The following is a 13,627-nucleotide window of genomic DNA, read 5'->3' as shown; positions in this document are numbered from 1 at the left end:
GACGCTTTAGCGGATGGGTTCCCTCCCCCCTTGCGGGGTCCGAGGCGAGCGGAGCTCGCTCTCGAGGCTAGGGAGAGGGGTAAGCCGCATACGCCGGCGTCTGTGGTACCCTTCTCTCCAACTCTCCCCCGCAAGGGGGGAGAGGGCCCTGCCAATGTGCTCACCTCACATGAGGGGTCATCTGGCTCGCTTGCAACAAGCTCAGCTTGCGAGGCGATGTCCTGCGCGAGCTTGCGCTTGATGCGGTCGATGGGCAGGCGTGGCAGCCACAGGCTGAGGAAACGCCGACGGTTCACTGAATTGGCACTCATCACATTTCCATTCCATGATCCATCGCCCGACCGGGCCATGACGATTGCGCACGAGTTCGGCCTCGAAGCGCGGCGTGCCCCACACGCTCGCGGCATTGCCCGGCGGCGAATGCGCCGCGCGCACGATCCAGCGCGTCTCCGCGGTCGAGGGGATCGGAGTTGCCGCGATCCTCAGCACCAGCGCGGTGACGCCGGAGGCCTGCGCGGCCAGGGTCAGTTTGCGGCTGGCGACGAGATCGAGCTGGCGCGCCTGACCCCAGACCTCGAGCACGACCGCACCCAGCGCATCGCAGGCGAGCGCGTCGGCCGCGGTGCGCAGGCCGCTGTCGACATCGGCGGCGCGCACCGTGACCAAGAGGCGCGGATCGAGGCCGAGCTCGGCAAGCCCGCGCATCGACAGCGCGCCGTTTTCGCGATCGGAAAAATCCTGCCGCACCCAAACCAGCGGCTTGCGTGCCGACAGCCGTCCGGCGAGCCCTGCAATGAAGCCGGTCGCCGCGCCGCCTTGATGGCCGGCCGCGAACACCTCGTGCAATGCTGCCGGCGCAAGCCCGCCGCGCAACATCGCATCGGCGCCGGCATGGCCGAGCGCGATGCGGTTCGGCATCGCTGCATCCGATGGCGCCTCGATGCGCGCGATGCTGCCGCGCAGAGACGCAAGCATACCCATGCGTGCGCCGTTCATATGCGCCGCTCCTTCCAACCAAAATTTGAGGCCGTCACTGGTCTGAACAGAGAACCAGGGACTGGCTCATTTGTTCATGATATGTTCTAATATAAAGCTAACAGGACCCGCGGAGTCAATCGGATTGGTGAGCTCATCGATTCATGAGTGGAATCAATGGGATTCAGCAGCCGCCGAACCGGACGGGCCCTGGTCTTCCGCTGTGTCAGGCACGCAGGCCCCGAAATTGGCGGCGTGACGGAAACGGAGCAATCCATGCGCATCATCGTGCTCGACAACGACACCGATTTCGAGGGCTGGCGCAAGGCCGCGCGGCGATTGGCGCTGAACGATGTAAAGCCCGCGGAGATCATGTGGACCGTACGCAGCGACGACGAATTATCGTCGGCATCCTGCGTGAATGAATTGCCGGATACGCCGCAGGCGCGGTTCAATGTGTCGGCCAAATTCGTCGAGCTCGCCAAGGCCGCGATCCTGCATCGCAGTGACGAACGCTTCGCCCTGCTCTATCGCCTGCTGTGGCGGCTGCGCAGCCATCACGATCTGCTCAGTGCGACCGATGATCCCGATGTCGCCGAGGTCCACGCGATGGCGCGCGCGGTCTATGTCGATATCGACAGGATGCACGCGCATCTGCGCTTCCGCGAGATCGGCCGCGAGCGGACGGCGCATTACGTCGCCTGGTTCGAGCCGGAGCATCGCATCGTCGAGCTTGCCGCGCCGTTCTTCGCCGGCCGCTTCGCCGACATGCCGTGGTCGATCCTGACCCCCGACGTCTGCGCACATTGGGACGGGCACGCGATCTCGATCACGCCGGGCGTCGCCAAATCCGAAGTGCCGACCGAGGACCGGCTCGAAGAGGTCTGGCGACGTCACGACAACGGCCGCTTCAATCCCGCACGGCTGAAAGTGATGGAGATGCCGCAAGCCTATTGGAGGAACCTGCCCGAGGACTCGATCATTAAGCCTCTGATCGAAGACGCAATGCGCATGACCAGCGGCCCCTTCATCGCACGCAAGGCGGCCGAGCCGCAGAAGCGGCAGGATACGCCGATGCCCCGCAAGCAAGCTCAAGGCAAGCAAGTTCAAGACAGGCAAGCTCACGACACGATCGCGGCCTTGCGCGACGAGGCCGCCGATTGCCGCGCCTGCCCGCTGTGGAAAGACGCAACCCAGACCGTGTTCGGCGAGGGACCGCAGAGCGCAACGCTGATGCTGGTCGGCGAGCAGCCCGGTGACAAGGAAGATCTCGCAGGCCACCCCTTCGTCGGACCGGCCGGCCAGATGCTCGATCGCGCGCTGCAGGAAGCCGGCATCGATCGTCGCAAGGTCTATGTCACCAATGCAGTGAAGCACTTCAAATTCGTGCCGCGCGGCAAGATCCGGCTGCACCAGAAGCCGAGCACACCAGAGATCCGCGCCTGCCGCCAGTGGTACGAGCGCGAGCTCGCCACCATCAAGCCGGACCTCGTGATGGCACTCGGCGCCACCGCGGCGCAGAGCGTGCTCGGCAAGATCACGCCGATCAACAAGAACCGCGGCCATCTGATCGACCACGACGGAACCAAGGTGCTCGTCACCGTGCACCCGTCCTATCTGTTGCGGCTGCCGGATGAAAAAGCCAAGGCGCTGGAATATCAGCGCTTTGTCGACGACCTGAAAATCGCCGCACATCAATTGCGCAGATCAGCCGATGCGGCTTGAGTTCCGCAAAACCAGCGGAACCGGAGGAACCACATCGCAACGAGAAATTGTTCTAAACGCAGACAAATACCTACAACCTTTAATTGATCCGTGGTAGGGTAGCATGTTCCGCAGGTATCGGGCGTCATGTTCACGCCATGACGTACCCTGAGGCGGGCGCGCTGCGCGGTTTGCTAGCCCCGATCGTGCGGCGCGCCACCTCATCTCGCAATCCTCCCCCTCATTCGCGATCCTCCCACTCGCACGCGCGCCGAATTCTCCGGCTGCCGGCCCCGCCGGATGCCGGTGTGGTTATCCGCACATTGTCTCGTCCTGCGAAACGCAGGCTGCAGCATCCCGTCGTGATCGGCGATCCGTAGTTGCTGGAGGTTGCCACGAGGCCGCGAAGCCACGTGCGCGTTCAATGCGTTGCACGAAAATTCGGTTCGATGTCCACCGTCACCGCAAGCCGGCTCATCCCGCGGGGCCGGATTTCAATTGCTTGTCATATGCATCGATCAAAATCGGGAGCATTGGGACAGGAGTTTACCATGAGCGATATGGCGTTACCCGGCTCGATCGAGCCCGCCCTAAAGAAGGGTCCGGACCTCGACAAGGGCTTTCATCCTCTCACCGGGGTTATCTATTTGGGCGTGGTCGCGGCCGCGCTGCTGTTCGTTGCCTACAGCATCTATGCCGATGTCGACGCCACCGGCACGCGCATCACCTCGTTCCTGCCGTATATCCTGCTGTTCGTCGCGCTGCTGATCGCGCTCGGCTTCGAATTCGTCAACGGCTTCCATGACACCGCGAACGCGGTCGCCACCGTGATCTACACCCGCTCGCTGCCGGCGCATGTCGCCGTGGTGTGGTCGGGCATGTTCAACCTGATCGGCGTGCTGCTCTCCAGCGGCGCCGTCGCGTTCGGCATCGTCTCGCTGCTTCCGGTCGAGCTGATCCTGCAGGTCGGCAGCAGTGCCGGCTTTGCCATGGTGTTCGCGCTCTTGATCGCCGCCATCATCTGGAATCTCGGCACCTGGTGGCTCGGCCTGCCGGCCTCGAGCTCGCACACCCTGATCGGTTCGATCATGGGTGTCGGCATCACCAACGCGCTGCTGCGCGGCCGTGACGGCACCTCGGGCGTCGACTGGTCGCAGGCGACCAACATCGCGAAGGCGCTGCTGCTGTCGCCGCTGTTCGGCTTCGCGCTCGCCGCCGGCCTGCTCTACCTCCTCAAGATCGCGCTGCAGCGCGCGACCCCGGCGCTGTTCGGCGAACCGGTCGGCGACCAGCCGCCGCCGTGGTGGATCCGCGGCATCCTGATCCTGACCTGCACGCTGGTCAGCTTCTTCCACGGCTCCAACGACGGTCAGAAGGGCATGGGCCTGATCATGCTGATCCTGATCGGCACCGTGCCGACCGCCTATGCGCTGAACCGCGCAATGCCCTCGAGCCAGATCGAGCAGTTCACGGCGCACTCGACCGCGGCCAGCAAGGTCATCGAAGGCAAGGCCGCCGGTTACAACATGATCGGCAACCCGCGCCCGGCTGTGACCAACTATGTCGCGCAGCACCAGATCAACGAAGGCACCTTTCCGTCGCTTGCGGTGCTGGTGCGCGACATCGGCCAGCAGGTTGCCCAGTATGGATCGCTGGCCAAGTTCCCGGCTGACGCGGTCGGCAACACCCGTAACGACATGTACCTGGCATCCGAGGCGATCCGTTTCCTGATGAAGGACAAGGAAGCCGAGCTGACCGCTGCCGACATCGCCACGCTGAACCAGTACAAGGGCTCGCTCGATGCCGCGACGAAGTTCATCCCGAGCTGGGTGAAGTTCGCCGTCGCCATCGCGCTCGGCCTCGGCACCATGGTCGGCTGGAAGCGTATCGTCGTCACCGTCGGCGAGAAGATCGGCAAGACCCACCTGACCTACGCGCAGGGCGCCTGCGCCGAGATCACGGCGGCCGCGACGATCGCGGCGGCCGACGGCTACGGCCTGCCGGTCTCGACCACGCACGTGCTGTCGTCAGGCATCGCGGGCACCATGGCCGCCAACGGCTCCGGCCTGCAATGGGCCACGATCCGCAACATCGCGATGGCCTGGGTGCTGACGCTGCCGGCCGCGATGATCATCTCGGGCGTTCTCTACTACGTCTTCTACCACCTGTTCTGACGCCCCACGCTTTCGGCGCGGCAACGCGCCGGACAAAGGCCCGCACTCCAGTGCGGGCCTTTTGTTTTGGACCTGTAGCCCGGCTCCTCGCTCAGGCGGCGCAGGCTCTCGCAACCTCGGCCAGCAGGCCGCGCGCCCATTTGTGCAAGCCGGATTTGGCCGTCCTGGCGCTCCAGTACATGTCGATCGAGATCGGCACGCGAAACGGCAGCGCGGCGACATGGAGGCCGCCGCGCATCGCCCGCGCCAGATGATAGGGGATAGTCGCGACGAGCCTGGCGCCTGTGATGATGCGCTCCAGACTGTCGTGGTTCGGAAGGCTGACCACCGGCTCGATCTCGATTTCCCTCGCCTTCAGTGCCTCGAGATAAAGCGGCTGCCACTCGCCGCTATGGGTGATGAAGACATGCTTGGCCCTGGCATAGGCCGACAGCGCGATCCGGCCACGCGCCAGCGGATTGGCCGGATCCATCACGCAGACATAGTGATCGGTGAGGATGTGGCGCCGAAAGAAGCTCTCGCCGGCGATCCCGACCGGACCGAGCACGATGTCGCACTGGTTCTGCTTGAGATGGACGTCGCCGTGGCCGGCGGCATCCAGCAGGACGAGACGGACCTTTGGTGCGCCGGCACGCAGCCGCGTGCTGAACTGCGGGATCAGGGTCTGGCGTTCGTGATAGTTGCAGGAGATCGTCACGCTGCCCTGCGCCGTCGCCGGATCGAATTCCACCCGTGAGGCAAGCCCGTCGATCTCGACGATCATGTCCCGCGCCCAGGCAACCAGCGCCGCGCAGCGCTCGGTCGCCGTCACGCCGTTGCCGCTGCGGACGAACAGCGGGTCATGCAGCGCGCCGCGCAGCCGTTCGATCGCATAGCTGATGGTGGACTGGTTGACGTCGAGCCGCTTGGCGGCGGCGGAGAACGACTGCAGGTCATAGACCAGCACGAGGGTCCGCAGAGTCCCGATGTCGACCGGATCGATCGAGGAATTGGCCGCCATGCTGCACCTCCCTGCATTGCTGACGGCCCAGCCTAACACAAGGTCATGGAATATTTCGATGGATTGGATCAATCCCATCGAATTGAGCGATCGTGCACCCGGAGCTAGCCTTGGCGAAAAAGCGCTCCCGGGAGGACCAATGACCAGCGCCGTGCCTGTCGTCACCGATATCGCGTATCAGGATCTGCTCGACGACCCGTATCCGATCTTCCGCCGCCTGCGCGAGATCGCGCCGGCGGTCTTTGTCGCGCCCGCGAAGCTGACGCTGGTGACGCGCTTCGACGACATCATGCGGATCGAGCGCGATCCCGCGACCTACTCGGCCGACAATCCGGCTTCGCTGGTCAACAAGGTGATGGGGCCGACCTTCATGCGCAAGGACGGCGCCGAGCACGCGATCGGCCGCAAGGCGATCGAGCCCTCGTTCCGCCCGGCGACGATCAAGGAGCATTGGGCGCCGCAATTCACCGCGATCGCAGAAAGGCTGATCGACGACCTCTCGGCAAGCGATGAGGCCGATCTGTTCTCCGCCCTTGCCGCGCCGATGGCCTCGCTCAGCCTGATGGCGATGATCGGGTTTCGCAGGATGCCGTGGCAGACCCTCGCCGACTGGTCGCAGGCGCTGATCGACGGCGCGGGCAATTACGCCGCCGATGCCGAGGTCCAGCGCAAGGCGATGCAGGCGAGCGCCGATGTCGATGCCACGATCGACGCGGTGCTCGACGATCACCGCAGCCACCTCAATCCCTCGATCCTGTCCTCGATGGTCAATGCCGATCCGCCGATGCCGATCGAGGGCATCCGCGCCAACATCAAGGTGATCATCGGCGGCGGCCTCAACGAGCCGCGCGATGCGATCCTGACGCTTGTGCTCGGCCTGCTGGAAAACCCGGCGCAGAAGGACAGCGTGCTGGCGAAGCCCGAGCTGTGGCCGGCCGCGCTCGAGGAAGCGGTGCGCTGGATCTCGCCGATCGGCATGTATCCGCGCCGCGTCACCCGCGACGTCGATCTTTCCGGCATCACGCTGCCGCAAGACCTTCAGATCGGCCTCTGCGTCGGCGCCGCGAACCGCGACGGCAGCCGCTTCGCCGAGCCCGACCGCTTCGACGTGACGCGGCCCAAGCAATCGCATCTGGCATTCGGCGCCGGACCGCATTTCTGCGCCGGCACCTGGGTGTCACGGCTCACCGTCGGCAAGATCGTGGCGCCGATGCTGTTCGCGCGCTTGCGCAATCTGCGCCTCCGCGCGGAGGCGCCGCCGGTCGTGCGCGGCTGGGTGTTCCGCGGTCCGGTGACGCTGCCGGTGCGATGGGACGCTTAAGGACCCGGAGGGCAGCACTTTAACGTGGTCATGCCCGGGCTTGTCCCAGGCATGACGCTTTCGTCGAACGATGACGACCCGACAGAGTCATCACGCCGCCAGCGCGTTCTCGACGATCTTCACGAAATACGACGTGCCGAAGACGATCGCCTCGTCGTTGAAATTGTAGGCAGGATGATGCAGGCCGGCGCTGTCGCCGTTGCCGCAGAAGATGAAGGCGCCGGGCCGCGCCTCCAGCATGTAGGAGAAATCCTCGGCACCCATCAGCGGCGGCATCTCGTGCACGTTGGCTGCGCCCGCGACCTCGCGCGCGATGCGGCTCGCGAATTCGGTCTGCGCCTCATGGTTGACGGTGACGGGGTAGCCGCGCTCATAGATCAGATCGATCTTCGCGCCGGTCATCTTCGCAACGCCGTCGACCACCTCGCGTACGCGCTTCTCGATGAGGTCGCGCACTTCGCGGGTCAGCGTGCGCACGGTGCCGCGCAGCTCCGCGGTCTGCGGGATCACGTTGCGGGCGTTGCCGGCGTGGAATTCGCACATCGAGATCACGGCGGAGTCGAGCGGATCGACGGTGCGCGCGACGATCTGCTGCAAGGCGGTAACGAGTTGGGCGCCGACCAGCACGGAATCGATGCATTTATGCGGCCGCGCGGCATGGCCGCCAAGCCCTTCGATCTTGATGTCGATCGCATCGGTCGCGGCCATGATTGGCCCGGTGCGGATCGCGAACGAGCCGATCGGAATCCCCGGACCGTTGTGCATGCCGTAGACCTGCTCGATGCCGAAGCGGTCCATCAGGCCGTCCTTGATCATCGCGGCGGCACCCGCGCCGCCCTCCTCGGCCGGCTGGAAGATCACCACCGCGTCCCCGGCGAAATTGCGCGTCTCGGCGAGATAGCGCGCCGCCCCCAGCAGCATCGCGGTGTGGCCGTCATGGCCGCAGGCGTGCATCTTGCCCGGCGTCTTCGAGGCGTAGGGCAAATTGGTCTGTTCGTGAATCGGCAGCGCATCCATGTCGGCGCGCAGCCCGATCACCTTGACGTCGCCCTTGGCCGGCCCCTTCTTGCCCTTGATGACCCCGACCACGCCGGTCGTGCCGAGCCCGGTCGCGACCTCGTCGCAGCCGAACTCGCGCAACCGGTCGGCGACGAATGATGCAGTGCGGTGGACATCGTAGAGCAGCTCGGGGTTTTCATGGATGTCGCGGCGCCAGGCCTGGATATCGGGTTGCAGATCGGCGACGCGGTTCACGATGGGCATGAGAATTCTGGCCTCAGAGGTTGGACGTAAGTCATCTCTAGCATGCAAGAGCCGGTCCACCCAAACGGATGTGGCATGCTCGCGGCTGGGGCCTGCATTCGCAAACGGGAGGCGGGCCGTCCCTCGCTGGACTTTGCGCAGACCTCGGGCCTGATATCATCGCATCCGACCAAAGCCTAATAGTGCGGGACATATCCCGCACGGATACTACCCCAGGTTTTCCGCACCGAAATCCTCTCGCCTTCCAACAGGGAGCGGCTGCATGACGCCGGATCAGGCGGTGTTGTTTTCCACCATCATCCTGCTGGTGCCGATGGGATATTTCCTGCTGGCGGCGCCGGCGTTCCTGCTTGTGAAACTCGACGTCCCGCCGGTCACGCGGTTGCTGCGCGGTATGTTCAATGCCTACTTCCTCGTGCTCACTGTCTCGGGCGTGATCGGCACGCTCGCCTTTGCCACGGCCGGCCGGTTCGCCGTTGCGCTCGGCATCGCCTTGATCGCGGCGTTCGCGGTGCTGGCGCGGCAATGGTTTCTGCGGCGGCTCGATGCCGAGGCGGACGCGCGAGACGCCGGCGATCCCACCGCGGTGCGGCGGCTGCGCCAGTTGCATTGGGGCGGCATGCTGTGCAACGCGGTGCAGGTGTTCGTTCTGGTCGGCAGCATTCCCTACATGGCACCGCTGCCCTGAACGCAGTTTGCTCGCTCGTCCGGATGCGGTTCCCGGCTGTCCGCTATGCGTCACGTTTCCGATGCGGATCGTACTTCGAAAGGACATCCTTGAGGTAATCCCGGCTTTTCCATTCCGGAGCGGGCGGCTCATACCCGGGCCGAGGCACGTACAGATTCGCCGGTACGTCCGCTGAGGCGCCCATCAGGTCCGGAACGTAGCGCGGGCAATTTGGAAAGATCTCGCATTTGACGCGCACGACGACCTTCGCGCCATGATGCTCGGCAAGCGCCTCTGCGCTGTCGTGGATCGTCGCTTTGCCCCGGATGCGCGTGCGAAACGTCTTGCCGTCGAGCCGTACGAACAGTAGCCCGACGTTCGGATTGCGGTGAATGTTGCCGAGCGTGCGGTACATGTTGTTGCCGTCGTACTCAGGGAATTCAAGCGTATCAGGCCCGGTGATCTTCACGAAGCCGGGATCGCCGGAACGCATCGAGCAATCGACGTTGTCCTGATAGCTGGTCGCGATGAAAAAGAATCGTGTCTCCTCGATGAGCTTGCGATCCTGTTCCCAGAATTCGAAGTGGAGGCGATGCTTCTCGAGACCGTCGGCGACGCGACGACCGTCGAAGCGGTCCTGCAACTCACGCATTCCGTCGTGGTAGAAAGGGGCGCGGACTGGGTCGACCACAGGAATCCTCCGGCAAGTTGAGCAATCGATCTGCACTTTGACGTGGCCGCGATTTTCCTTGGCAGTTCACCCGGCCAGCAAGGCGAAAGACTATTCATTCGGCACGGGCGTGGAAAGCCACCCAGGTCCGAAGTGGGTGAAAAGGCGTCGATAACGGCCGCTCCCTACCCCGAGGTGAGCATCTGGCTGCGGATCTCCTGCGCGGTGCGGCGCAGCGGCAAGAGATACTTCTTGCGCGCGCCGGCTTCGCTCACCGTCCCCGAGATCGTGTTGACGCTGAGCGCGGCGACCACCGCGCCCGCGGGATCGCGCAACGGCACCGCGATGCCGCAGATTGCCGGATCGAGCTCGCCGTCGACCCAGGCATAGCCGTCGCTCTCGACCCGCGCGAGCAACTCGCCAAGACGCTCCGGATCGGTGACCGTGCGCGGCGTGACCTGCCTGAAGCCCCCGGTCGCGAGATAAGCCTCGCGGGTGCCAGGCGGCAGCGCGGCGAGCATGACCCGGCCGAGCGACACCAGATGCGCGGGCAGCCGGCTGCCGACGCCGAGATTGGCCGAGAGGATCCGCCGCGCCGGCAGGCGCAGCGCATAGACGATCTCGTCCTCGTCGAGCACCGCCATCGCGCAGGACTCGCCGATCTCGTTGCGCAGGTTTTCCAGCGCGCGCTGCGCATGACCCCAGTATGGCAGCGCGTTGAGATAGGACAGGCCGAGCCCGAGCGCGCGCGGCCGCAGGCTGAAATAGCGTCCATCGGAGGCGCAATATTTCAGCGCCACCAGGGTCGCGAGGATACGCCGCGCGGTGGCGCGGTTGAGGCCGGCAGTGTCCGCGGCCTCCGCCAGCGTGTGCCGCCCCGGCGGCTTGCCGAGTGCCTCGATGATCGAGAAGCCGCGCGCAATCGCGCGCACGAAGCCGTCACTCTCTTTGCTCATGGCGGGCGCCTGGCTGGTTCCGTCATCGCGCTCACGACATCGCAGCCCGCATGGCTGCCTGCACATGACGCGGCTCTGCGCGCTTGTCAGGGGCTCCCGACCGCGCTAGCGTGAATTCATAGAGCGAATGAATTGTTCGCCTGGCGAACTCAATAGCAGGAGGATGCACGATGGCGCAAGCGGAAAGTTCTGCGGCCACCCCGTTCGAAACCGATTTCTGGAAAGACGCGAAGCTGCGCAAGGTATGGGACGACATCGTCCCCGGCGAGCCGCGCAAGACGCTGCCCTACAAGCTCACCCAGGAAGCGATCGCGCTGTACTGCCGCGCAGTCGGCGAGACCAATCCGATCTATCTGGACGAAGCCGCCGCGAAGGACGGGCCCTATGGCGGGCTGATCGCGCCGCCCGCGATCCATATCCTCTTGATGTTCGCCTGCACGCCGGCCGACGACTGGATGCGCTCGCCGGGCACGGTCAATGCCGGGCAGTCGTGGAGCTACAACATCCCGGCCCGCCCCGGCGACACCATCACCCTGCAGGCCCGCGCGCTCGACAAATTCATCAAGCGCGAGCGGCTGTTCGTGGTGCACGACAACGTCTTCTTCAACCAGCATGGCGACGTGATCTGCTCGGGTCGCGGCCAGACCATCCGTCCGATGTAAGGAGGATCACCATGACCACGGCGAATTTCGAATCTCTCAAGGCCGGCGACACCATCGACGGGCCGGCATTCGCGGTTTCGCGCGAATCGATCCGCCTGTTCTGCGATGCGTCGCTCGACTACAACCCGCTGCATCTCGACGACAACTACATGAAGGGCGATTTCGGCAAGACCAATTTCGGCGGCATCATCATGCACGGCATGAACAATTTCGGCCTGATCTCGCGCATGCTGACCGACTGGGCGCTTCCCGCGGGCGCGATCCATCGCAGGCTCGAGACGCGCTGGCTGAAGCCGGTGAAGCCCGGCGACACCATCCGCCCGGCCGGTACCATCAAGGCCAAGCAAACGACCGCGAAGTCGCGCTGGGTGCTGGTCGACGTCGCCGTACAGAACCAGCGCGGCGAGACGGTCGCGGCCGGCGAAGCGATGCTGGAGTTTCCGCCGAACGCGAAGGCGGGCTAAGGCGGGCTGGCGGGACGCAACTCGGGGGCTCCCACTTCGCCTCTCCCCGCGTGCGGGGAGAGGCCGGAACGCATCGTCAAATGCGCTCCGGGTGAGGGGGAGTCTCCGCGGGCTCAGCTACCACCGCGTTGTGCGGAGATAGCCTCTCACCCCACCCCTCTAAGAGCGAGCTTCGCTCGTCTCGACCCCGTAAGAACGGGGCGAGGGAGCGTGGCTCTCGCGCGGCGCCATTCGACCTAACAATCAAAACAAAGTTACACTTGGAGGTTTCGATGCAGGATGCGGCTCATTCGCAGCTCTATGGACGGATCGCCTGGCGCCTGATCCCGTTCCTGCTGGCGTGCTACACGGTGGCGATCATCGATCGCTTTAACATCGGCTTTGCCAAGCTCCAGTTCCTGCACGACCTCAAGATCGACGACGCGGTGTTCGGGCTTGCCGCCGGCATCTTCTCGGTCGGCTATGTCGCGCTCGAAGTGCCGAGCAATCTCCTGCTGGTCAAGGTCGGTGTCCGCAAGACGCTGCTGCGGATCATGGTGCTGTGGGGCGTCGTCACCATGCTGCTCGCGCTGGTGCAGAACCAGTATCACCTTTATCTGCTGCGCTTCCTGCTCGGCGCCGCCGAGGGCGGCTTCTTCCCCGGCATCCTGTATTATCTGACGCTGTGGTTCCCTGACCGCGTGCGCGGCCGCATGACGAGCCTGTTCGTGATGGCGGTGCCGCTCGGCGGCGTCATTGCAGGACCGCTGTCGGGCCTGATCATGGATCACATGCAGGGCGTCCATGGCCTGCATGGCTGGCAGTGGCTGTTCATCCTCGAAGGCGGCCCGGCCGTGCTGCTCGGCATCGCCGCCTATTTCTACCTCGCCGACGGACCGCAGGTCGCGAGCTGGCTGAGCGCCGACGAGCGGCGGCAGGTCGCAAGCGACCTCGCCCGCGACCGCGCCGCCGTTCCCGGCACCACGCGGAGCTTCGCGGCGGCGCTGCGCGAGCCGCGCGTCTATCTGCTCTCCTTCATCTACTTCGCGTTCTTCTGCTCGCTCAACACCATCCTGCTGTGGACGCCGACGATGCTGAAACGCGTCGGCGTGGCGACGACCACCGAAATCGGCTGGCTGAGCGGCGCGATCTCGGTTGCGTCCGCCATCGGCATGGTGGCGATCGGCTACAGTTCCGACCGCACACGGGAACGGCGCTGGCACGTGGTCTGCTGCGGCCTCGTCGCAGCGGCGTGTTTCATCGCCTTGCAGGCCGCGCAAGGCAGCATCCTCCTGACCGTGACGCTGCTTGCCGTCGCCTCGATCGGCATCTTCGCGATCCTGTCGCTGTTCTGGACGATTCCGAACGCGATGCTGGAGGGCAGCGCCGCGGCCGGCGGCATTGCGCTGATCTCAGCGATCGGCTCGTTCGGCGGCGCGGTCTGCCCTGCCCTGATCGGCTGGATGAATGTCGCAACCGGGAGCATCTACGCACCGCTCGCCCTGGTCGGCGCCGTGCTCGGCATCGGCATGCTGACGCTGATCGTCTGCGTTCCCCGCGCGAGACATGAGGTCGCACTGGCCGAGCCGAGCCGCCCCTGAGCATCCAGCGCACGCCCGGCACGCGCCGCCGGGCTTGTGCCGGCCCGCTGCGTCTGGATAGAACCCGGTTCTGACTCTGTCAGAACCGGGTTCTATTTTCTTGTATTGACGCGTTTTCTTCACGCGAACCGGGCTCCACTTCGCTCGAAAACGCTATAGAAGGACGTCAACAAAAGACGCTTGCCGGGAAC

Annotated in this window: 12 protein-coding genes; 7 read left to right on the top strand and 5 right to left on the bottom strand. The window is 65.0% G+C overall.

The features are described 5' to 3' along the window. Positions 1 to 201: 201 nt before the first annotated feature. On the bottom strand, positions 202 to 996 hold the full coding sequence (locus XI02_RS15775) for an ImuA family protein (protein ID WP_172648168.1): 795 nt from the start codon (positions 994 to 996) through the stop codon (positions 202 to 204). Positions 997 to 1,251: 255 nt separating this feature from the next. On the opposite strand from XI02_RS15775, the gene XI02_RS15770 reads away from it, so the two are divergent. Further along, complete coding sequence (locus tag XI02_RS15770) at positions 1,252 to 2,700, top strand: UdgX family uracil-DNA binding protein (protein WP_172648169.1); 1,449 nt, start codon at positions 1,252 to 1,254, stop codon at positions 2,698 to 2,700. Between the two features lie 530 nt (positions 2,701 to 3,230). Further along, positions 3,231 to 4,853, top strand: coding sequence for an inorganic phosphate transporter (locus tag XI02_RS15765; protein ID WP_069276237.1), 1,623 nt, complete (start codon positions 3,231 to 3,233; stop codon positions 4,851 to 4,853). A 91-nt stretch (positions 4,854 to 4,944) separates the two neighbouring features. On the opposite strand, the gene XI02_RS15760 is transcribed toward XI02_RS15765, so the two are convergent. Next, the gene (locus XI02_RS15760; RefSeq protein WP_172648170.1) at positions 4,945 to 5,853 is read right to left on the bottom strand and encodes a LysR family transcriptional regulator; all 909 of its coding nucleotides are present in this window, start codon (positions 5,851 to 5,853) and stop codon (positions 4,945 to 4,947) included. A gap of 139 nt (positions 5,854 to 5,992) precedes the next feature. Between XI02_RS15760 and XI02_RS15755 the strand changes: the two genes are divergently transcribed. Beyond that, a complete protein-coding gene (locus XI02_RS15755; protein WP_069276235.1) occupies positions 5,993 to 7,174 on the top strand; it encodes a cytochrome P450 in 1,182 nt (393 codons plus the stop codon). Between the two features lie 90 nt (positions 7,175 to 7,264). Here the strand turns inward: XI02_RS15755 and XI02_RS15750 are convergent, their stop codons facing one another. Continuing rightward, positions 7,265 to 8,437, bottom strand: a complete 1,173-nt coding sequence (locus XI02_RS15750; RefSeq protein ID WP_069276234.1) for a M20 aminoacylase family protein — start codon at positions 8,435 to 8,437, stop codon at positions 7,265 to 7,267. A gap of 262 nt (positions 8,438 to 8,699) precedes the next feature. Here XI02_RS15750 and XI02_RS15745 point away from each other — a divergent pair, with 262 nt between their 5' ends. Further along, positions 8,700 to 9,125, top strand: a complete 426-nt coding sequence (locus tag XI02_RS15745) for a hypothetical protein (RefSeq protein WP_172648171.1) — start codon at positions 8,700 to 8,702, stop codon at positions 9,123 to 9,125. 43 nt (positions 9,126 to 9,168) lie between these two features. Here XI02_RS15745 and XI02_RS15740 read toward each other — a convergent pair whose 3' ends face one another. Together XI02_RS15740 and XI02_RS15735 are read right to left on the bottom strand one after the other, a co-directional pair. Beyond that, positions 9,169 to 9,795 (bottom strand): pyridoxamine 5'-phosphate oxidase family protein, encoded by a 627-nt coding sequence (locus XI02_RS15740; RefSeq protein ID WP_172648172.1) that lies wholly within the window; start codon positions 9,793 to 9,795, stop codon positions 9,169 to 9,171. Between the two features lie 164 nt (positions 9,796 to 9,959). After that, positions 9,960 to 10,730, bottom strand: coding sequence for an IclR family transcriptional regulator C-terminal domain-containing protein (locus XI02_RS15735; protein WP_075969037.1), 771 nt, complete (start codon positions 10,728 to 10,730; stop codon positions 9,960 to 9,962). 170 nt (positions 10,731 to 10,900) lie between these two features. On the opposite strand from XI02_RS15735, the gene XI02_RS15730 reads away from it, so the two are divergent. From XI02_RS15730 to XI02_RS15720, 3 genes are all read left to right on the top strand, one after another. Further along, positions 10,901 to 11,392, top strand: coding sequence for a MaoC family dehydratase (locus XI02_RS15730; protein WP_018270613.1), 492 nt, complete (start codon positions 10,901 to 10,903; stop codon positions 11,390 to 11,392). An 11-nt stretch (positions 11,393 to 11,403) separates the two neighbouring features. Then, on the top strand, positions 11,404 to 11,856 hold the full coding sequence (locus XI02_RS15725; protein ID WP_016847524.1) for a MaoC family dehydratase: 453 nt from the start codon (positions 11,404 to 11,406) through the stop codon (positions 11,854 to 11,856). Between the two features lie 272 nt (positions 11,857 to 12,128). Then, the gene (locus XI02_RS15720) at positions 12,129 to 13,436 is read left to right on the top strand and encodes an MFS transporter (protein WP_244980708.1); all 1,308 of its coding nucleotides are present in this window, start codon (positions 12,129 to 12,131) and stop codon (positions 13,434 to 13,436) included. The last annotated feature ends 191 nt before the right edge of the window (positions 13,437 to 13,627 follow it).

It is taken from the genome of Bradyrhizobium sp. CCBAU 21365, from assembly GCF_015291305.1.
Taxonomy (GTDB): domain Bacteria; phylum Pseudomonadota; class Alphaproteobacteria; order Rhizobiales; family Xanthobacteraceae; genus Bradyrhizobium; species Bradyrhizobium elkanii.
Note: the sequence above shows the minus strand (reverse complement) of the source record. Positions and strands in the feature narration are given on the sequence as shown.

Excerpts from the sequence above, each read along its gene's own strand:
- XI02_RS15755 (WP_069276235.1), top strand. The coding sequence starts at position 5,993 with ATGACCAGCGCCGTGCCTGTCGTCACCGATATCGCGTATCAGGATCTG.
- XI02_RS15730 (WP_018270613.1), top strand. The coding sequence starts at position 10,901 with ATGGCGCAAGCGGAAAGTTCTGCGGCCACCCCGTTCGAAACCGATTTC.
- XI02_RS15775 (WP_172648168.1), bottom strand. The coding sequence starts at position 996 with ATGAACGGCGCACGCATGGGTATGCTTGCGTCTCTGCGCGGCAGCATC.
- XI02_RS15750 (WP_069276234.1), bottom strand. The coding sequence starts at position 8,437 with ATGCCCATCGTGAACCGCGTCGCCGATCTGCAACCCGATATCCAGGCC.
- XI02_RS15725 (WP_016847524.1), top strand. The coding sequence starts at position 11,404 with ATGACCACGGCGAATTTCGAATCTCTCAAGGCCGGCGACACCATCGAC.
- XI02_RS15770 (WP_172648169.1), top strand. The coding sequence starts at position 1,252 with ATGCGCATCATCGTGCTCGACAACGACACCGATTTCGAGGGCTGGCGC.
- XI02_RS15765 (WP_069276237.1), top strand. The coding sequence starts at position 3,231 with ATGAGCGATATGGCGTTACCCGGCTCGATCGAGCCCGCCCTAAAGAAG.
- XI02_RS15745 (WP_172648171.1), top strand. The coding sequence starts at position 8,700 with ATGACGCCGGATCAGGCGGTGTTGTTTTCCACCATCATCCTGCTGGTG.
- XI02_RS15735 (WP_075969037.1), bottom strand. The coding sequence starts at position 10,730 with ATGAGCAAAGAGAGTGACGGCTTCGTGCGCGCGATTGCGCGCGGCTTC.
- XI02_RS15720 (WP_244980708.1), top strand. The coding sequence starts at position 12,129 with ATGCAGGATGCGGCTCATTCGCAGCTCTATGGACGGATCGCCTGGCGC.
- XI02_RS15760 (WP_172648170.1), bottom strand. The coding sequence starts at position 5,853 with ATGGCGGCCAATTCCTCGATCGATCCGGTCGACATCGGGACTCTGCGG.